General features: G+C 45.3%; 13 protein-coding genes. 6 read left to right on the top strand and 7 right to left on the bottom strand.

What is annotated here, in order from left to right:
* Positions 1-4: 4 nt before the first annotated feature.
* From L1N97_RS11820 to L1N97_RS11790, 7 genes are all read right to left on the bottom strand, one after another.
* Positions 5-415 carry a hypothetical protein gene (locus L1N97_RS11820; RefSeq protein ID WP_236129936.1) on the bottom strand — a complete coding sequence of 137 codons (411 nt, stop codon included), beginning with the start codon at positions 413-415 and terminating at the stop codon, positions 5-7.
* Positions 416-591: 176 nt separating this feature from the next.
* Positions 592-1,590 carry a response regulator gene (locus L1N97_RS11815; RefSeq protein ID WP_236129935.1) on the bottom strand — a complete coding sequence of 333 codons (999 nt, stop codon included), beginning with the start codon at positions 1,588-1,590 and terminating at the stop codon, positions 592-594.
* Positions 1,583-4,870 (bottom strand): MHYT domain-containing protein, encoded by a 3,288-nt coding sequence (locus tag L1N97_RS11810; protein ID WP_236129934.1) that lies wholly within the window; start codon positions 4,868-4,870, stop codon positions 1,583-1,585. The genes L1N97_RS11815 and L1N97_RS11810 overlap by 8 nt, the downstream gene beginning before the upstream one ends.
* A gap of 160 nt (positions 4,871-5,030) precedes the next feature.
* Positions 5,031-7,265 carry a heparinase II/III domain-containing protein gene (locus L1N97_RS11805; protein ID WP_236129933.1) on the bottom strand — a complete coding sequence of 745 codons (2,235 nt, stop codon included), beginning with the start codon at positions 7,263-7,265 and terminating at the stop codon, positions 5,031-5,033.
* 60 nt (positions 7,266-7,325) lie between these two features.
* Complete coding sequence (locus L1N97_RS11800; RefSeq protein WP_229585165.1) at positions 7,326-7,484, bottom strand: hypothetical protein; 159 nt, start codon at positions 7,482-7,484, stop codon at positions 7,326-7,328.
* Positions 7,485-7,632: 148 nt separating this feature from the next.
* Positions 7,633-7,872, bottom strand: a complete 240-nt coding sequence (locus L1N97_RS11795; protein ID WP_236129932.1) for a hypothetical protein — start codon at positions 7,870-7,872, stop codon at positions 7,633-7,635.
* A 73-nt stretch (positions 7,873-7,945) separates the two neighbouring features.
* Positions 7,946-10,966 (bottom strand): TonB-dependent receptor, encoded by a 3,021-nt coding sequence (locus L1N97_RS11790; RefSeq protein ID WP_236129931.1) that lies wholly within the window; start codon positions 10,964-10,966, stop codon positions 7,946-7,948.
* 306 nt (positions 10,967-11,272) lie between these two features.
* On the opposite strand from L1N97_RS11790, the gene L1N97_RS11785 reads away from it, so the two are divergent.
* From L1N97_RS11785 to L1N97_RS11760, 6 genes are all read left to right on the top strand, one after another.
* Positions 11,273-12,016, top strand: coding sequence for a FadR/GntR family transcriptional regulator (locus L1N97_RS11785; protein ID WP_229585168.1), 744 nt, complete (start codon positions 11,273-11,275; stop codon positions 12,014-12,016).
* An 887-nt stretch (positions 12,017-12,903) separates the two neighbouring features.
* Positions 12,904-14,826, top strand: coding sequence for a methyl-accepting chemotaxis protein (locus tag L1N97_RS11780; protein WP_236129930.1), 1,923 nt, complete (start codon positions 12,904-12,906; stop codon positions 14,824-14,826).
* A 199-nt stretch (positions 14,827-15,025) separates the two neighbouring features.
* A complete protein-coding gene (locus L1N97_RS11775; protein WP_236129929.1) occupies positions 15,026-16,558 on the top strand; it encodes a bifunctional GNAT family N-acetyltransferase/carbon-nitrogen hydrolase family protein in 1,533 nt (510 codons plus the stop codon).
* 193 nt (positions 16,559-16,751) lie between these two features.
* Positions 16,752-19,061, top strand: a complete 2,310-nt coding sequence (locus L1N97_RS11770) for a TonB-dependent receptor (protein WP_236129928.1) — start codon at positions 16,752-16,754, stop codon at positions 19,059-19,061.
* 30 nt (positions 19,062-19,091) lie between these two features.
* Positions 19,092-19,769 carry a Fe2+-dependent dioxygenase gene (locus L1N97_RS11765; protein ID WP_236129927.1) on the top strand — a complete coding sequence of 226 codons (678 nt, stop codon included), beginning with the start codon at positions 19,092-19,094 and terminating at the stop codon, positions 19,767-19,769.
* A gap of 148 nt (positions 19,770-19,917) precedes the next feature.
* Positions 19,918-20,469, top strand: a complete 552-nt coding sequence (locus L1N97_RS11760; protein ID WP_236129926.1) for a carboxymuconolactone decarboxylase family protein — start codon at positions 19,918-19,920, stop codon at positions 20,467-20,469.
* Positions 20,470-20,502: the final 33 nt, after the last annotated feature.

Here is a 20,502-nt window from a genome sequence, read left to right as displayed (position 1 = left end):
CGTATTAGATCACTGTATTAATCAGGCTACCGCTTTTTTCGCCAGAGGAGCCGTGTACTAAGTTATTGATCTCGATTGTTAAGGCATTAGCTTTGTTATCAGGCTCTGCCGAAGAGTTTTGGGTAAATTGTCGGTTGACACTTTGCTGAAACCGCTCATTGTTTTGCTGGTTGCTTTGGCTCAGTTGTTCGGCCGCATTTAAATTTTGCTGTAGGGTGCTCGCTTCATTTTCAGCAGCGTTAGCCTCGGTATCTAAACGTTTTGCGGCTGCATCGGCTTGTCGAGCTTCACGCCGTTTGGCTGCAGCCTGGGTTTCTAAAGCACGTGCTTGCTGCTCAGCAAGTTCGGCTTGTCGAACTGTCTGTTGGCGTAATAGCGTATTAACCGGAAAACTACTTGTGCTTAAGGAACTCATTGTAGCTGCTCCATCTATTCGGCCAAGCTTTGGCTAAACCTAGCTAAACTATAGTGCATTTTCAGTGAGATGCAAATAGCATTAAAACAGCGCTAACGATAAAAAAGTAGCTAAAACAGATTGTTACGTTGCTTTTTATTTTCTCTCTCTTGTCCGTTTTTTCATTAATGTTTTAGTCAATCTGCCCATTTAGCTTTAATGGCTAACAGCTTGGGTAACTCGGCGATAAATAAAGGCACCAATTGAGGATCAAAATGCTTTCCTGATTGGCTGGTGATAAACGCTAAAGCCGCGTCTACTGTCCATGCTTGCTTGTAGGGTCGTTCACTGGTTAGCGCATCAAATACGTCGGCAAGCGCCACGATCCTTGCAGCGATAGGGATCTCAGCGCCGGCTAGACCATCGGGATAACCACTACCATCCCATTTTTCATGGTGCCAACGTGCCACTTGAGATGCGGTTGCCATCAGGCTTGAATCACACTCGCCGAGAATATCAGCACCAATGCAAGTATGTTGGCGCATAATGACCATTTCGTCATCAGTCAGTTTACCCGGTTTCAATAAAATATGATCGGGTGTACCAATCTTACCGATGTCATGCATTGGCGCGGCATGTAACAGCTCTTCTGCCCATTCAGTCGAGTAACCGGCCGCTAAGGCCAAAATTTGCGCATAATGACTCATGCGTTTTACATGCAGGCCGGTTTCATTGTCTTTATATTCAGCGGCACGGCCAAGTCGCTCAACAACTTGTAAGCGAGTACGTTTTAATTCGTCTACTTTGACCAATGATAAATGGGTTTTAACCCTCGCGCGCACGATAGCCGGGCTTATAGGTTTGGTGATGTAATCAACGGCGCCTAATTCAAGGCCATTGCTCTCGTCTATTTCATCTTTTAGTGCGGTTACAAAGATCACCGGAATATCGGCGAGGTCCGGCCTTAGTTTTAAGCTAGCACACAGCTCAAACCCGGTAATATCAGGCATCATCACATCTAACAGAATGAGATCGGGTTTATCGTGTTGCAATAACTCAAAGGCTTGCTGAGCACTGGTGGCAAACATCAGCTTATAGCTATCTTGCAAAATCTGCTTTAACACCCGTAAGTTCAGCGGTTCGTCATCGACAATCAAAATACGGCTGAAAGCGGTGGTTGATGGTTCGTTAAGCATGCTGCTGTTCCAAAGCACTTAGCAGTGCAGTCAAGATTGTTTTAGCCTGATCAAATTTAAAATTCTCTACTAGCATAAGCAGTTGATTTATTTCATCTCTGTAGGATGTGTCTTGATAGGCTTTAATTTTAGATAATAAACGGTCGTTATAATCGTGTTGCTGTAACTGTTCCGCCAGTTCGTTTAACAAAAGGGGTAACACGCTAAGATCAAGCTTTGCTGCTGAGGTATTTGCGTTACTACAATACTGCTCAATAGCCAGTATAGTTTGCTTGGCCACTGCAGAAATGTGTTGCATAACGTCGGTTAATTCAGCGAGCTGCTGCTGCCTGAGCGCCTGTTCCAGAGTTGAAAATACGTTAGCTAGAGGTTTTAAAGATAAATTTCCAGCTAATCCCTTGCCATTGTGAGCTTGCTGTTGCAATAGCGGATAATTGCCTGTTTTCAACGCCTGGTGTAACTGTTCTAGCAAATCCGTCAGCGGCTTTGTTGCAAAACGTTTAAGCTCATTACAATAGCGTTCTTTACTTCCCCATAAGGCAATACCGTGACGCGGATCGAATAACTGATCTTCAACTGTGGCTGGCAAAGGTGGGATAACGGGATCTTGCGGCTCAAGCTTTAACACGCGGGCTATTTCAGCAAACAGTTGATCTGGTTCAATCGGTTTTGAACTGAAGCCATCCATGCCGGCTTGCTGTGCAGCCAGTTTATCTTCGGTTAATGCGCTGGCGGTTAGGGCAATAATCGGTATCCGTGGTAACTGTTGCTTTTGTTCGCGTTGTCGTTGCTGTTGTGCCGCGGTGAGTCCATCCATCACGGGCATTTGTATATCCATCAACACAATATCAGGCCTTTGTTCGGCTAATAGCGTTAGCGCTTCAGCACCATTGCATGCGGTAAGTACCCTATGCTGCTGGCGTACTAACAGTGTGCTGAGTAAATCTACATTTTGCGCAATGTCATCGACAACTAAAATAGATAATGGCGGTAAAACCAGCGCGTTGCTTGCTTGCACCATGGGCTTGCCTGGTTGCAACGGAATACTGATGCTAAACGTTGAGCCTTGGCCAACTTGGCTTTGAACGTGGATCTGCCCGCCCATTAACTCGACCAGTTGTTTACTTATGGTGGTACCAAGGCCTGTCCCTCCAAAACGACGACTCATGCTGGCATCGGCTTGAGTAAAGGGTTCGAAAATAGCCTGCAGTCGTGAGGGGGCCATACCAATGCCCGTATCGATGACCTGAAATAGCAGGCCATTTGTCGAGGTGTGGATTTTTAAATGCACAGAGCCTTGCTCGGTAAATTTAATCGCGTTGCCCACGATATTGAGTAAAACCTGACGAATGCGATCGGCTGCACCATAATAAAATGTGGCCACATTGGGGTCGATTTGCAGCAGTAATTGCACGTTTTTCTGTTTAGCACTCATCCAAAGCGTAGAGATAACCTGATCAGCTAGCTCGGTTAAGTTAAAATCCAGTTGCTCTAACTCCATTTTGCCACGTTCTAGTTTCGCACTGTCCAATATATCGTTTAGCAAACTGAGTAATGCTTTGGCCGATTGGTGTGTGGTCGTCAGATAACGCTGCGCATCGGGTGTGTCTGGTGTTTCCAATAGTAAACCGCTAAAGCCAATGATGGCATTTAAGGGTGTCCGAATTTCATGGCTCATATTGGCTAAAAAGGTACTTTTGACCTCTGCGGCCTGCTCGGCTTGTAATTTAGCAAAGCGAAGCTGCTCTTCCATTTGCCGCCGCTCGGTAATATCCATGATAAAACCGTCACGGATTAAGCCTTGATGTTGCGGTAAGCTATCGCCATGTTCTAGCATCCAGCGCACGCTGCCATCGGCGTGAACAATGCGATACTCTAACACAAAAGCCTGACTAAAATCGGTAGCCCTAACCCGAGCTTGATCCTCTGCTGCGATGATCGAGAACCAAGAACGTTTGGCTTGTGGTGGCATAAAGTCTTCAGCAGGATAGCCGCTAATCAGCGCGACTCGTTCGCTGATATACTCTATTTGCCAACTTTGCTGCCACGTTGCCCGATAGGCTGCACCAGGAATATTCTGGATTAACGAGCGCAATTTTTGTTCGCTTTGTTGCAGCGATTCCTCAAATGCCAATTTGACGGAAATATCACTTAAACAGGCCACATACAGCAACTCATTTTCAAGTTGGGTTATGCTTAAGGCAAGTCTAGCGGTAATTCGGCTGCCATCTGCTTTAATGATGGGGATGGCTCGCTCTGTTCCCTGCAAGTTAAACGTTTGTGTTAATTCATTTGTTTTTAGTTTTTGCTGGTACATCTCAGCATCTTTTGGCGTAAGAAACATCTTAAAATGTTTGCCTAATAAGGCGGTGGTGCCAAACAAGGCGGGTGCGGCTTGATTGTGCTCGACAATGACGCCGCGACGGTCCAGCGTGACGATGGCATCTAATACCGTATTCATAATGGCGCCAAGCCGTTTTGCATAATTGTCGCTCGAGCTTTTAGCGGCGTAAAATTTGAGTAGTACTTGCAGCAATAACACCAACAAGGTAACCACCAAGGTGACTGAGGTCACGATCAACGCCATAAAACCACTATTGGCAGTATCCTCAGCGGCAGTAAAGCCTGGCGGAGCAACAAAACGGGCCGCTAACATACCCATGTAATGCATTGCGCTAATCGCTAAGCCCATCACGGTGCCGCTTAACAAATTCAGCTGCCAACGTGGTAACTTCAGTTGTAATCGGTTGATACCAAAACGGATCCACAAGGCTAAAAAAGCCATAAATACGGCAATTAAAATAGAAAGGCTAAAGAGCAGGGGATCGTAACGTAATTGCGGCGCCATACTCATCGCGGCCATACCGGTATAATGCATGGCGCCAATACCGGCGCCCACAAGCACACCACCGATTAACAGTTTTGCTAAGGTCAACCGTTCTTGGCGCAATAAATTCAGCGCTGTATACGAGGCTAACAAGCTGGGCAATAAAGAGAAGAGGGTGAGATTGGTGGTGTAGTCGACTGGGGTACATAAGCTAAAAGCCAACATGCCAATAAAATGCATTGACCAGATGCCAATGCCAAGGCTGATGGTGCCGGCTAATATGGCCAGTTGGCGTTGCCATGGTAAGAAATGTTGTCGACTAATATCTACCGAAAATAATGCCGCCCCAGAAGACAGTATGGCCACCAACATAGACAGCAAAACGAGCTCAAGCTGATAAGTACCCTCTAACAACACTGGCTGTGCAGGCAACTGGAACAACTCAAACAGCATCGCAGTTTTTCCTTCACGGTAGACGTCAATATGTCTGACATCATATACCAAGGCGCGAACGGCAACTAGCTTTTACTTTAGAGTGGCTTAACGAGCGGCGCTATAAAAAACGGTGCTGACCACATGAAAATGAGCAGGCTGTTTCATCATATTCTGCTGGTTATTCTGTCACATGCAACAACGCAAAGCGGCCGCTGAAACTGTAGCGCTTGCCATTCAAAGTGAATTGGCTAGAGGTTGAGCCGTTGACTGGGTCGGTGCGATAGGCCAGTAAGAAATGCCGGTTATCCTTGAATTGCAGGTCGATAATTTCCATATTTTTTAAACTGTGGCTGTTCATCGCAACCAGTTTACTGTTGGCATCTAAAGTAAATTCATTTGATGGGTTATATTCACCATGCGGTTCTAACACACTGACGAAACGTTGCTCACGGCTGCCGTTGCTGCGCAGAATAAAGGCACGTTCGTTGCGTAAATTGTTATTCGGATCATTGGCACCCAGTTGGGTAAATAACACCTGTAAGTTAGCGCGATTAGCGGTGTTTAAAGTGTAGAAACGCCCGTTGTCATTCAACCATGTAATTTTAGCCAGTGCCGCATCTGGCTTGCCAGTAGCGGTTAACCACAGGTGTTCATAACCATTGGCTTTGCCCAGTGCTTGCATTTGCTGTAAGGCGGTATCACGTTTAAAGTTAGTTTCAATTAATTGACCGTTGTAATGCAGCGGTAAATCAAACTGCTTAGCGGTTTTAGCTGTCGCTTTTAAGATGTCGACCACTAATGGCAGATCACTATCAGGTAGGGTGATTAACGCCATGGTGCGGGTAAATTGCGTATCCTTATAAGCGGTATCCATACTTGCAGAAGCGATACTGCCTTGCGGGTTCGTCGCAAAAAAGTGTAATTCTGGATGGTGCTGATTACCGGTTTTCGTATTACCTGCGAAGTGGCTTTGCTCGTTCACCACTAAGGTATTGTGCGCAACCGTTTGCTTAGCCCAGGTCTTGTTTTCATTAAGGTAACCACCACCGTCTTTGGCTTCAACATTAAGAAAACGCACCGCACCATAGTCGGTAACAATTTCAGCCCCTGCATCGTAGAATTGCCAGTTGAGTTTATCAAAGTGTCCATGGCCTAAACCTTGCGCAGTAGCTTTAAACACCACGGCAGCCGGTTTTGGGGTAGCGCTGCGCATAACCACTAAAGCCCCTTCATTACCATCCTTGCCGTCGCCATAGGCGATGCTATTAAAACGGTAAGGGGTGGCTTTGTTTGCGGCCAGATCACGTGCCACTTTTAAGCCATCGCCAGTCAATAAAAGGGTGTTTTGGCGTTGCGCAATATCCAGCAAACTGGTGTCGCCATTTAAACCGTAAGCCATGGCTACACCTGTAACTAATTCAATGGTATCAATACCTTTGTTTTTGATGGCATCGTTTAGGGGGAAGAATAGGCCGTTGTAGCTCAACTGAATAGTGGTATCGATGGCTTTTAACAACACACCGTCGCGGTAACCAAAGATATCGCGCTCAGGTTGGTTGACTTGAATTGCTTTCGCAAAGGTGACAAATGGCAGCAGCGCATAACGCTGGTAATAAGGTCCTTCATTGTAATAACCCTGCGGTGAAAACAACTCTTGCAGCTGGCGTAAAAAACCCCCTTTGCCAGATTTGCTCAAATCTAATAAGGCGGTTTCAACGAATTCCGGCTCAGACAGGACATAACCGGTCATGCCGACGGCTGCAGTAGCCCAAGTGCCATGGTTATGCACTTTATTAAAGGTTTGCGGTGATTCAATCGATAAGAAACGGGCGACTGGGCGAATAATGCCTTGTTCAATGGTGTGGCGTTCTTCAGCTGATAAGACATTGTAAACTAAATCATAGGCTTGAATGGTATACACCAACCAAACCGCTTCGTTTAAACCTTGCCAAAATAATTTGCCTTCGTTACTACTTTTGCGCATGGGGTGTCGCGGTAACGTTGGGTAAAGTGCGGCATACTTGAGTAACATATCTCGAACGTAGTGTGCATAACGGTTTTGCTCGGTTAATTGAAACACAATGGCAGCGTCATACATTAACTGAGCATTTTTCTTGTGGCGTTCGTGGGTATAACCGCCGCCGGCATCTTTGGGAACCGGTACTTCCATGCTGAAGGTTAATTGCTTATCAATGCGGGCTTTTGTTTTGTTAAAGGTGTCGGTAAATAAACTTGGCGTTTGAATGGCTGTGCGCATTTCAATAATATCGGCTGCAGTGAGCACCAGGTTTGGATGCGGCTGCGCCAAGACTAGGCTGTGCCAACATAAGGTGGCTACAGCCAGTAACGCAGCGGTCAGTTGGCTGATACGGCGCCAAGCCGTTACGGGAGAAGTCAGTGTTTGCGTATTCATTTATTATGCCTCTACAGAGCTAACACGCGGTTGTGGCGTGACGGCGAATGGTTTGTCGTATCAAGCGGGGCCTGTCGCTTCCTTGCTAACCGGAACTAACCCCGCTGATACGCCAAACTTTGCTAAAGCCGCATCAGTAGCGTAAAGCAGGCCAGTATTGGCACGGCTTAAACTGATGGCTGGCGCTTTAATGCCTTTTAATCGTTCACCTAGCGTCATAGAATGAGTGACGTTAAAACTGACGTTGATACCACTGATAGCATCAAAGGGCTGAACGGTGTTTGTTGTTTTGTTGAAAAAATAAATTGCCTTGTATGCGGCTATCCATTGCTATGGCAGTGCATTAAGCATCGCTACCGGCCGCTACCTAAATATTATCGACATTAATAACGCTGTTTTGACTGTTCTGTGCCTTCACAACTTGCTGATAGCGATTCACTGACCCGTTTGGCACGCCATTCATCATGGTATCGCTAGGCTTAGCGGCGCGCAGCGTTTTGGAGAACGCGGCTTTATCCGTAACTAAAGGATCTGCGGCATCTACAGAGAACAGGCAGCATAAGCTGATAATGACGGCGGCAGAGCATAGTCGTGTTGTATTTTTCATGGTAACCACTTGGTTTGAAACAAGAGAAAAAAAGCACCCATCAAAAGGCGATGGGTGCTGCAACACCATGCAATTAGAACACGGTTTTCAGGCTTAAGAAGTACTTAGGACCTGAACTTGACACTAACGTAGGCGTATTGCTGGCGCCACGTGTCATGTATTGAGCTTCGTCAGTAATGTTCAACGCTTGGAACGAAATAGAAGTCGCCTTAGTCATTTTGTATTTCGCACTAAAATCAACATAGTTGAACGGCTCAACATAACGGTTAGAGGCGGCGCCACTGTTTGGCTGGAAGTATTGTGAGCGGTACTTGTACAGCACGCGCATGGAGAACTTCTTACCTTCCCAGTATACCGAGCCCGAGAACACGTCTTCGGATAAACCAAACACGTTAGCGGGCTCAACAAAGCCGGCTTGCGTTAAATTACCGTCTAAGTCAAACACATCCCCGAAAGTGCCATCTTGATTTTCGAAAGACGAGTTTGCGTAGTTATAAGATAGCTTGACACCCAAACCATCAAACGGGGCAGGTAAATTAACGAAGTTGTGCTGCGCACTCAGCTCTACACCGCGTAAGTAGCTGGCGTCATCGGTATAGGTGCTGGTTGATAACTGCACATCAATCGGCTGGCCATCAATAGTTAAGGTTTCAGCAACAACCACGTCACGGAAGTTTGCTTCAAACTGTTTCACATAGAACGCAATTGAGTAAGCGGTATCCATTGAGGGGTACCATTCCAGTGATAAGTCAGCACTGTTTGACATTAAAGGGGTTTGATAAGGGTTACCACCGCTAACCTGACGAATCAAATCGTTCGGGTTAGTAATGGTATCTTCAGTATTCACATCGATATCACGGCCTGCGCTCATGTCTAGCAATTGCGGTCTGGACATAGCACGATAGGCGGCTGCACGAATTAAGAACGTATCGCTGTAATGAAAGGTAATATTGGCACTGGGTAAGAAGTCGATAGTATCATTTTTGATATTAAACTCTTCAATGGTACCCGTTGGCTCTAAGGTTAACGAGCCCGTGTTATTGGTTGAAACGCGATAGCCCGAGCGAATGCCGTTAGAATCAATTTTGGTTTGCACCGCGCGTAAACCGATGTTACCTGATACCGGTAAACCAAACAGTTGGGTTTGCAGTTTAGCCATGACATAAGCAGCAGTAATTGACTCTGTAATATCAACATCACCCGTACTGCGCACATCAGCGAAGGGGCCGATGTCGGCAAAACTACCGTCAGCATTTACGCCAGATAAAATACCAAAACCACAACGGCCATTTAACTGGGCAAACTGACCATCAGCAAAACCACTACCAGACTCGCTGCTTAACCAATCTGGATTATTCCAATCGATAAAGCAGTTGTTTACAACAGCGTTAACCAAGGTTGCATCACGGGTGGCAAATTCGCTTGATTCTGCACCGGTGAAGGGGTTGACGGCACGAGTGGTATCTAAATCGGAGAATAGCTCTTCTTCAGAGTAGCGCACACCGGCATGAATACTCGAAAAAACGTCGCCACCTAAGTAGTATTCTAAGTCGAAGCGGATAGCGCCTAAGCGGTCAAAGCGTTCTTCCATTAAACGACGGTATCGGGCTTCTGGGTTGACATTATTGTTCCGAGCGGCACTCCAAGACGCAATATTGTTGGGATCAAAAGCGGTACTGCTGTTGTAACCGGCATCACCTGGGCTATTCCAGTTAGCATCTAAGAACTGCACTTCGCTTAAACGATGTGCCGTGTTATCAATGCTGTATTTCCAATAGCTATTGCTAATAATCCGAGATTGATAATCTGTACGGTTACGGTAAGACTTAGAGTAAGAAATATCAGTAGAAATTTTTAAATCGTCTGTGAGGTTATGCTCAATATTTAAACCCCAACCGTTATAGGTTTCGTCTTCATTACGATAAAGACCTTGGGTTTCCATTCTTGAATCACCTTCGCGGTACAGCAGGTTTAATTCGTCATCGATAATATGGTTACGCAAGTTACGACGGGCACTGGCGATAACGAAATCATGGCGATCTTCAAAATAGGTATTGTTTGAATATTCAATATCAAAGTTGATATTCCAAGCATCGTTTGGCTGCCATTGTAAGGCGGTGACGAAAGCATCACGCGTATCTTCTTCTTCCTGATTACGGAACGTCCAGCTTGATGGCGTTAAGAAAACAGATGAACGGTCATAATTATCAATATTGGCCCGGGTAACACTGGCGTTCGCATTGCTGGACGTCGAGTTACAATCGTTTACCGTACGAGTTGGCGTACCATCAGCTAAGCGAGTAGCACAGGCATACATGGTCGAGCTGGTTAACATGCTTTCTTCAGGGTTAGAAGAATCTGTACGCTGATAACCGGCGGTGATCGCAAAGTTACCTAACACAGCATTATTTAACTGCTTAACAAAAGAAGCGGTAACCTGATTACCTAAACCGTTCTCACCATCGGTGTGTGCAGTGTGATTGTTATAAATACCTTGCAACTCAAGTGAAACTTGATCTTTGCCGTAATCCAGCGGGCGTAACGAGTCAACGTTAATGGTACCGGCTACCCCCCCTTCAACTAAATCAGCTTGTTGTGATTTATACACCACTACTTTATCAGAGAATTCAGATGGGAATTTTTTGAAGTTCACGGCACGGCTAAAACCGGCACTAGTAATAGTGCGATCATTAAAGGTGCTATAACCTAAAAACGGACCTAAACCACGGATAGACATTTCAGAGGCACTACCTTTACCACGGTGGCCTGACACGCTGGTGATGTTTTCGATAACATCAGAGATAGATAAACCCGGTAAATCACCAAAATCTGCAGCGGCAATAGAATCAGTAATGGCTTCAGTGTTTTTCTTTAAGGTTAACGAGCGGGTCATGGTGGCACGCATGCCTGATACTTGTATCACTTCTACATCAACTTCTGCGGCTTTTTGGGTGTCAGCAGCGGTTGTCTCAGCCTCTTGCGCCACAGCTGGCATCGCTAGCGTTGCCAATAGGGTCGATAATAGGGCCCATTGTGTGGTGAGCGTGCCACGACTTGCAGCGCGGATCCCTGTACTTACTTTGCTTAGTTTCATGTCTACCCTTGGGTTTTGTTTTTTTATATGCCGCTATGTATCGCACAATTTATATCGCTAGCTATTATGCGTGAAAGGAATCTAACCAATGGATGAAAAATTGTCAATCATGATATATTACCAATGTGAACTTTTTTTCGGCATGATGTTATTACCAGTTTTTGGTATAACCTGCTATGCTTAAAATATAGCTTGGCCCGTAATGGTAAAACCACGATTTTGTTTTTGCTTAGGGCTTTTGAAGTCGCTAATATGCACGTGAATTAGTGCACAGAATATTGGTTAGAAAAATATGAGAGAGCCTGTATGAAAAGCAGACGAATGTTTTGGGGCATCGTAGACGAAATTGAAGCGTTAATTGATAGCGGTGAATTTGCGCCAGGTAGTCGTTTACCGGCTGAGCGCGAACTGGCAGAAAAGTTTGATGTTAGTCGGCCGACTATTCGTGAAGCGATCATTGCTTTAGAAGTGCGTGAGAAGGTTGAAGTGAAAACCGGCTCGGGGGTTTATGTACTTGAAGGTGCGGTTAAAAATAATAAAGAAGCGGTAGTGAATGCTTTTGAATTAACCCAAGCTCGGGCACTGGTTGAAGGCGAGGTTGCGGCATTAGCGGCGGTGAGCATTACTGATGAAGAGCTGGCTCGTTTACATGATACGCTTGTTATGATGAAAGATCGTGGTGAAACGGAAGAGGCCGATCGCTTATTTCACAGTATTATTGCTGGCGCGACTCGAAATGGCGCGATGATTTTATTGGTCAATAAGTTATGGTCTTTGCGTGAATCTACTGCGGCCATCATTGATGATTATGCTAGCGTCTGTAGTAAGGATAGCCACTTAACGTTGCAGGAGCACACGGCCATTTATAATGCGCTTAAGGCGAAAGATCCGTCAAAAGCGCGGGTGGCCATGCATAATCACTTTAACCGTTTGATCAATACCTTGTTTGATGCCACGGAAGCCAGCGCTTTAGAAGAAATACGCCGTAAGAATAACGAGAAACGCGGTTTATATTCCATTTCGAATTTGGTTAAACATAAAGTGGTTTAGCCCTTATTGCTCTGTGCCACGGCGCGTTTCGTCTGCTGAACGGGGTTAAACGCACAATAGCCAAGTCGCCAACATCAATAAGCTTAATAAAAAAAATGCAGCGATCATCGCTGCATTTTTTATGTCTGCAAAATATAAGAGGCCCTTCATCAGAAGGGCCTCTCGCTGTATGTAGGGTACAGCGTTTTATAAAGCGTTTAGCCGTTACACCATTAACTTATACATGTTAATCATGTTAGCTTGATTGATTGGGCGCGTGCCCGCTGTGGTTTCAGGTTTATATCTGTTGTAGCTAACCGCTGCTAAAACATTATCGGTTGTGTTGCTAAAGCAGGTTATTGGCAAACTTACTAAAGGGTTAAACAACAAAACATCACAGGGTGAGGCATAAGGTAGGCGCCAGCGACTTTATTGTCAACCAATTAATTTTAATTGGTATGACATTTTGAGGGGTTTTGCAATGGTTTTTATTTATAGAAAAGCGAGGCAATACTCCAGTTTACCGATGCAGTGTTCTAAGACGAACGCTATTGCTAATGGCTTGGTATGGTTTTGGTCATATCAGCTGGTTTAACCGATTTTCAGGGGAATACCTTGGTATCGTCTTGATGTTTCCGGCTTTTACTGCGTTTGTTTTGTCGTTAAATGTATTTTGGGTCAATCATCTGCTAAACCTTATAGATAGGCAGATACACTCGTCAACATTAAGTCAGTGTGCCTTGTTGCCAACAGCGTGAGTTTTGATTGATAAAAGTATTAGGGTTTAAGTGCCTCTACCGATATCGCAAAGTCATAAAATCAGGTAGTGTGCCGACATAATATTAGACAACGTTCTGCGTTGTTATCCGCAGTACCCACGTCACGATTACTTTTGAGGCTATAAATATATGTCTATTCAACGAAAGTTTGTATTATCGGTGAGCGTATTAATAGTGTGCTTAATGCTGATCGCGGTCGGATTGACCTATGTTCGCACCAACACAGCAATAAAGCAGCAAGTGACACAAAGCGCTCAGCAGCTCAACTCCAGCGTGGTTAAACTTCTTTCTGTAACCGATAATCTGATGCAAGACCGTGTCGCCAGTACCATGAAATTGTTGTTGCAACGGATTGAACAGGAGGGGCCTGTGGCTTTAAGTCAACCGGTACAAGTTAAAGAGGTTATGGTGCCTGATTTACTGATTAACGATGTACCACAAGCCAATAACTTTAAACTCGTTGATGAGCTAACCGATATCGCCGGTGGCACGGCCACACTTTTTAGCCGAGATGGTGATAATTTTGTACGGGTGGCCACCAATGTGCTGGTGAATGGGCAGCGAGCCATTGGTACACAGTTAAATCCGAGCGGTACCGTGATTGAATTAATAAAACAAGGCAAGGCCTTTTTTGGGCAAGTTGATATTTTAGGCACGCCTTATCTCACCGGCTATACCCCGTTATTCAACTCGGCACAGCAAGTCGTGGGAATTGCTTATGTTGGTTACAAAGCCGACTTAACTGAACTTGAAGCCAGTATTAAAGACAGCAAATTGTTATCAAAAGGCTTTGTGGCCGTGGTCGATGACAAAAACCGTGTGCGGATGCATTCAGATAACCAAACCACTGCTGCAATTGAAAGTATCTTAGCCGGCTCAGACAGTGATTGGACCGTCATTAATAATGATTACCCTGCATGGCAATATCGAGTCATTGTGGCAATTAATCATGATGATGTCGCTGCGCTGGTAAGAGCTGAATCATTTAAAATTGGTTTTGCTGTGATTTTTATTGGTTTGCTGATTATCGTGTTGATAGCAGTGTTAGTGAATCGCTTGATTGCGGCACCTTTAACACAAACCATTAGCCGATTAACGCAAATTACCCAAGGCGGCGGCGATTTAACACAGCGTCTATCCATTACCACAAAAGATGAAATTGGCACTATGGCGCAAGAGTTTAATCAGCTACTGGAACATGTTCGCCAGACTATTGCTAAGTTTGCCCATACCAGCGAAGCATTGCAGCACTCAGCTAACGATCTGAGCAGTTTGGCAGACCGTGCCACAGCAGCGAGTGCTTCACAAAGGCAACAAACCGATCATGCTGCGGCGTCAATTCACGAAATGGCAGTAACCGCACAAACAGTGGCGCAAAGTACGGTGGATGCAGAGCATGTGGCGGGTTCTGTATTTGAGTTAACCGATAAAGCCAATCTGCAAACACAACAATTATTGAAAAGTATCGAGCAGCAACAGGAAAAAGCCTCGGCGTCTTCAAAAGTGGTGAAAGAGTTAAACTCGGCCAGTGAAGATATTGCCACGGTATTGAATGTGATTAAATCGATTGCCGAACAAACCAATTTGCTGGCGCTGAATGCCGCTATTGAAGCGGCTAGAGCGGGTGAGCAAGGTCGTGGTTTTGCGGTGGTCGCCTCAGAAGTACGAAACTTAGCCGGTAAAACACAATCTTCAACCGATGAAATTCAAACCATGATTGTGCGCTTGCAAGGTAATGTGAATGATGTGTCGAGTTTTTCAGCCGCGCAGCAACAGATGTCTGAAAATAACACCCAGTCGGCACAGCAAGCTGTTAATGCATTACAACAGGTGTTAGATGCCTCAAAACGCATTAATGCCATCAATGCCGACATTGCCAGCGCCGCCGAGCAGCAAAGTGTCGTCGCTGAAGATGTCAGTCGAAATGTTGAGACAATTAAGCAAGGCGCGGAACAAAATTCAACCTATGCTCAAGAAACGCAAAATGCGGCTAACGCATTGCAACAGGCCGCCAACGAAGCCAAGCAATTGCTGGCACGTTATCAAGTGTAAATTCAGCTGGGCGAATAGATACCTACTGCCAAGGTATTGATGCGCCCAGTCTTCTGCCAATTTGGGTTGATCATAAACCTACCTTTCATTTTGAGCCTAAATAATCAATTAAACACGGTCTGAGTGATACGGTAGTAGTCGGTTATTTGTGATAGTGTTAAGCTAAGTTAAAGATAGTGTATTGAAAGCAGGAGACTTCATGGAAGCTAGCCATATAGAAATTCGCCATTTAACCAAAGAAGACATGACTGAGTTACGCCATGCTTCTGAGCAGGTGTATAAATCAGGCCCATTGCTCAGTTGGAGCGAAGAGGTGATTGATACCTTGTTAGCCAAGTTTCCCGAGGGGCAAATTTGTGCCTGTGTGGACGGTAAAGTTGTTGGCTGTGCCTTTTCTCTGATTATTGATTACAGCAAATTCAGCGACGAACATACTTACGAGCAAATTGTTACCGGTTTTTCGTTTAATAATCATGACCCACATGGCGATATTTTATACGGTATCGAAGTGTTTATTCACCCCGACTACCGTGGTTTACGTTTAGCACGTCGTTTATATGATGTACGCAAAGAGCTTTGCGAAAATCTTAATTTGCGCGCCATTATGGCCGGCGGTCGCATGCCTAACTATAATGAACATGCAGAAAAATTAAGTGCCAAGCAATACATTGAAAAGGTAAAAAGCAAACAGATCTATGATCCGGTGTTAAGTTTTCAGTTAGCCAATGGCTTTCATGTGCGCAAATTACTCAAAGGGTATTTGCGTGGTGATACCGAGTCGCAAGAATATGCCACCTTATTAGAATGGGCCAATATTTATTACACCAAATCGGTAAAGCTAATCAATGCCCCTAAAGCCGAAGTACGCTTAGGTTTAGTGCAATGGCAAATGCGCAATATGAAAGATATCAATCAGCTTTTTGAGCAGATGGAGTTTTTTGTTGATGCCGTGTCAGATTATAAAAGCGATTTTATCTTATTCCCTGAACTGTTCGCTGCACCGCTGATGGAGCATTACAACCATTTAAGTGTTACGCAAAGTATTCGCGAGTTGTCAAAGTACACCGAAACGATCCGTGATAAGTTTATTGAATTCGCCATTTCTTACAACATCAATATCATTACCGGCAGCATGCCTTATATGTATGATGGCAAACTGCACAACAGTGGCTTTTTATGCCGCCGTGACGGCAGTTGGGAGCAATATGACAAGGTGCACGTCACGCCAGCTGAAAAACGCAACTGGGCGATGCATGGCGGCAATAAAATCAAGGTGTTCGATACCGACTGTGGCAAAATTGGCATTATGATTTGTTACGATGTCGAGTTCCCTGAATACGCGCGCTTATTATCCGATCAAGGCATGAATATTCTATTTGTGCCATTTTTAACGGATACGCAAAATGGTTACACCCGTGTGCGGCACTGTGCCATGGCCCGAGCCATTGAAAACGAATGTTATGTGGCGATTGCCGGTGCAGTGGGTAATTTGGCCCGTGTTAATAACATGGATATTCAATATGCGCAGTCAGCCTTGTTTACGCCATCAGACTTTTCGTTTCCAACCACCGGTATTAAAGCCGAGGCAACGCCCAATTCTGAGATGCTATTGATTGTTGATGTTAATTTGGATCTGTTAAAAGAGTTACATACTCACGGCAGTGTGCATACCATGAAAGATCGACGGCACGATGTGTATCAATTATCTTTGGTACAGCAGCCAGAAAAGTAAACTGCGTTAAGCCCATTATAAAAAAACCGCCACCTTTATTGTGGCGGTTTTTTTATGTCTAAAGCCGTTTTTTTGGGTTGGCTGCTCAGATAATGCGCATGCAAATAAAAATAGTTATCATTTAGGTTTACAGATTGGGCGAAACCTTTTATGCTTTCGGCCCTGATTGGTTTACCTCTTTAAGGGAATGATAATGACGAAAGTAACCTCTAAACACCCGTCGAACCATTTTGGTTCCAAAGCGCTTTTTACCACTTTAGCCCTAACACTCGGGCAGGTTTCTGCCGAAGAAATTGTGATTGAGTGCGATACTGCCGAGCCCAATTGCCAAGAGCAGGCCATCGAATTAATTAAGATCCACGGTGTACGTTTTTCTAAATATCAGGTAGAGCAATCAGGTGATTTGCGTCGCACGGCACCGCTGCTCGATACACCTCAAACCATTACGGTTTTAACCAAAGATCAAATTGAAGAGTCGGGTAAGTCGGATCTCAAAGAAATTTTAGCGGCACAAGCGGGCGTTACCCTGGGCACGGGCGAAAACGGTAATGCCTTTGGTGATCGTTATATTATTCGCGGGCATGAAGCGCGCTCAGATGTATTTGTCGACGGCTTACGCGATCCAGGCATGACCACCCGCGAAAGTTTTGCCACAGAACAAATTGAAATTACCAAGGGCCCCAGCTCGACTTTTGCCGGGCGCGGTTCATCGGGTGGGGCCGTTAACAGTATTAGTAAAAAAGCCTCAACGTCTTACGATTTTGGCCGTATGGATGCCAGCCTCGGCACGGATGAACATCATCGTCTTGTGCTGGATTACAATACGCCGATTGCCAACGACTTTGCTACCCGTATCAATTTACTGAGCACGGCAGAGGATGCTCCAGGGCGCGAAGGAATTAGCCGCAGCCGTGAAGGCGCTTTGTTATCGGGGGTGTATGATAATGCCAGTTCGCTTAAAACTTTTGCTGATGTGTATTATTTAAAAGCCGAAGATACACCGGATTTAGGCAGTTATTATCAACAAGATAGTCGCAAGCCATTAAGTGATATTCCGGTATATGCGCAGCAAGAAGACTTTTTACATTCAGAAGTGGCCGCCGCGACCTTTCGGGTTGAATGGCAGTTAGCGGATAATCTGCGTTTTCATAATGCCACCCGCTATGGGGAAACCCGCAACGGTTATTTAGCGACCGGTGCCCGTGGCACTGAACGAGATGCCTCTGATTTAACAGCGCCGAATGCTCAGACCATAGTGCTAAGTACCCATCAAGGTTGGCAAGATGTTGAGTATTTTGCCAGCCAATTTAATTTATTTTGGGATACCCAAACCGGCTCGGTAGCACATCAGCTGTTATTGGGTCTGGAAATCAGTGACGAGCAAGTGGATAACGGTGTCTATGATATCAGTTACCAAAACAGCACTAATTGCCGTGTTGCAGGGCGCTCGTCAGTTAGTAACAGTTATTGCTTACTGGATGGCATGGGTGAGGTTTACGCGAATGCCGATAATATTATTGGCCGTAATATCGAGAAGGGCAGTTCAGACGCCTTGTTTAAAGCCAAAACGCTAGCCGCGTATGTTATGGATACCGCCACACTGAATGATAAATGGCAAGCGTTCGCGGGGCTGCGGGTAGATCAAATCGATTACAGTAATGATGTCCTTTCCTCTGGTCAGCCGGTGCAATATGCGTATAAAGACCGTTTTTACAATGGTCATTTGGGGCTGGTATACAGCTTGAGCGAGCAGGGTAACGTGTATCTAAGTTACGCCACCGCGACCAACATTAATGGTGGCGAGTCTGATCTGGGCGCAAACTGTGGCTATGGCGGTCTTTGTGGCGATCCAGAACAAGCAGCATTAGCCGATCCAGAAACAGTGCAAAATATTGAATTAGGCACTAAATGGTCGCTGTTAGATGAACGCTTATTTTTAGCGGCAGCATGGTTTACCACAACGAAGTCTGATGTGATGGAAAGTGTTGGCGATGCTTATTCAACCTTAGGGACTTTAAACACCGGTAAAAACCGTATTCAGGGTGTCGAGTTTGCCATCAATGGTAATTTAACCGATAAGCTCAGTGTGCAAGCCAGTGCGGCCATTATGCAGTCAGAGGTGCTGGATTCAATTGAGCCTAGCAATATTGGTTTGGCGCTAAGTAACTTTGCTGATGAAAGTGTATATGTGCAGTTACGTTATCAATTAACGCCTGATTTAGTGCTGGGCGGAGATTACAGCTATAAAAGCGAAATCTATGGCGGTCAGCCCGATACAGCAGCCGGTTTCAATAGCACGATTAACGATTACAGCATAGTGGTACCGAGTTATGCCGTGTTGGGTTTATTTGCCAACTATAACATCAACGAGGCCACCACCTTGCGTATGAATATCGGTAATGTCACCAATAAAGAATACTGGACTGCGGCTTATCGTTCTGGCGCCTTTATGTACTTGGGTGATGCCCGTTCTGTTCGTGCAACCTTAACCTATGAATTTTAAACTTCATTATTAACCTTTAGGAGCTAAAACATGCACGTGTTAAAGCAATTACTGACTAAAACTGAAGTGGCAGAATTTCGTCAAGCGCTGCAACACGTGCCTTGGTTAGATGGCAAGGGCAGTGCAATGGGGATGGCGGCGGTAGTGAAACACAATGCACAAGCAGACCGTGATCATCACCAGGTACAGCAACTGGCTAATCGTTTACTGGCGAAGTTTGGGTATAACGCCAGTTTGATGGCTGCAGCCTTACCACATCGTATTTATCCACCGTGTTTTAACAGTTATGCAGAAGGTGGGCATTATGGCTGGCATGTCGATGCCGCCATTATGCGTTTACCGGATCAACAGATATTGCGTTCAGATCTCTCCATCACGGTGTTTTTATCAGAGCCAGAAGACTACCAAGGTGGCGAGTTAGTCATTCAAACCGATTTTGGTGAGCAAAGCGTTAAGCTCGCTGCCGGTGATGCGGTGTTGTATTCCTCGGCAACCTTACATCAGGTGATGCCAGTGACCGCCGGGCAGCGTGTGGCGGCCATCAGTTGGTTACAAAGCATGATCCCCGGCACGGCAATGCGCGAAACCTTATATCAACTGGATTTAAGTATTCAAGCCTTGGCAGGTCACTCGGGGGTAGAGCGCGCTGAATTAGACCGCTTACATCATATTTATCATAACTTGATCCGTCAGCATGCACAGGTATAGCACACTTTATGAAAGTGTATTACTGACATATTTGAACAGTTGCTCATAAATAACTTGAACGACTGTTCATAATTAGTTATAGTAACTCCATCAGCGCGGCAAATATTGTCGTCAGATACTTTCTCGCTATTAACTAAGGATCATGATTATGAGTCACTTCACTTTGCACACCGTCGATACCGCGCCAGATGACAGCAAGCCAATGCTACAAAACTCATTAAGCGCCTTTGGTTTTATTCCTAATTTACATGCGGTGATGGCAGAAGCGCCTGGGTTGTTAGACGGCTATCAAGTACTGCACAAGCTGTTCAGTGAATCGTCATTTAATGCAGAAGAATTAACGGTAGTATGGCAAACCATCAACGTTGAGCATGAATGTGGTTATTGTGTGCCCGCGCATACGGGTATTGCGCATATGATGAAAGTGGATGCCGCATTAACCGACGCATTACGCAATCGTGCGCCTTTACCGACAGAAAAGCTGCAAGTACTACACGACACCACGCTTGCCATGACGCGCAGTCGCGGCAAACCCTCAGCAGAGCAACTTGAGCGTTTCTTTGCTGCAGGTTATACCCAGCGTCAGTTGTTAGAAATTGTGTTGGGTTTAGCCCAGAAGGTGATGAGTAATTATACCAATCACTTAGCCGCGACGCCGGTTGATGCGCCATTTCAAAAATTTAGCTGGTCTGCAAAATAAGCCTCGCTTGTTTGTTTAAATGATTTGCTTAAA

The sequence above is a fragment of the Rheinheimera sp. UJ63 genome, from assembly GCF_021568285.1.
Taxonomy (GTDB): domain Bacteria; phylum Pseudomonadota; class Gammaproteobacteria; order Enterobacterales; family Alteromonadaceae; genus Alishewanella; species Alishewanella maricola.
The sequence above is the reverse complement of the archived record's forward strand: the minus strand, read 5'-3'. Positions and strand labels throughout refer to the sequence as shown.

Bases quoted from the DNA above. Each gene is read 5' to 3' on its own strand.
- L1N97_RS11815 (WP_236129935.1), bottom strand. From the start codon at position 1,590: ATGCTTAACGAACCATCAACCACCGCTTTCAGCCGTATTTTGATTGTC.
- L1N97_RS11760 (WP_236129926.1), top strand. From the start codon at position 19,918: ATGAGTCACTTCACTTTGCACACCGTCGATACCGCGCCAGATGACAGC.
- L1N97_RS11795 (WP_236129932.1), bottom strand. From the start codon at position 7,872: ATGAAAAATACAACACGACTATGCTCTGCCGCCGTCATTATCAGCTTA.
- L1N97_RS11780 (WP_236129930.1), top strand. From the start codon at position 12,904: ATGTCTATTCAACGAAAGTTTGTATTATCGGTGAGCGTATTAATAGTG.
- L1N97_RS11800 (WP_229585165.1), bottom strand. From the start codon at position 7,484: ATGACGCTAGGTGAACGATTAAAAGGCATTAAAGCGCCAGCCATCAGT.
- L1N97_RS11820 (WP_236129936.1), bottom strand. From the start codon at position 415: ATGAGTTCCTTAAGCACAAGTAGTTTTCCGGTTAATACGCTATTACGC.
- L1N97_RS11810 (WP_236129934.1), bottom strand. From the start codon at position 4,870: ATGCTGTTTGAGTTGTTCCAGTTGCCTGCACAGCCAGTGTTGTTAGAG.
- L1N97_RS11775 (WP_236129929.1), top strand. From the start codon at position 15,026: ATGGAAGCTAGCCATATAGAAATTCGCCATTTAACCAAAGAAGACATG.
- L1N97_RS11790 (WP_236129931.1), bottom strand. From the start codon at position 10,966: ATGAAACTAAGCAAAGTAAGTACAGGGATCCGCGCTGCAAGTCGTGGC.
- L1N97_RS11765 (WP_236129927.1), top strand. From the start codon at position 19,092: ATGCACGTGTTAAAGCAATTACTGACTAAAACTGAAGTGGCAGAATTT.
- L1N97_RS11805 (WP_236129933.1), bottom strand. From the start codon at position 7,265: ATGAATACGCAAACACTGACTTCTCCCGTAACGGCTTGGCGCCGTATC.
- L1N97_RS11770 (WP_236129928.1), top strand. From the start codon at position 16,752: ATGACGAAAGTAACCTCTAAACACCCGTCGAACCATTTTGGTTCCAAA.
- L1N97_RS11785 (WP_229585168.1), top strand. From the start codon at position 11,273: ATGAAAAGCAGACGAATGTTTTGGGGCATCGTAGACGAAATTGAAGCG.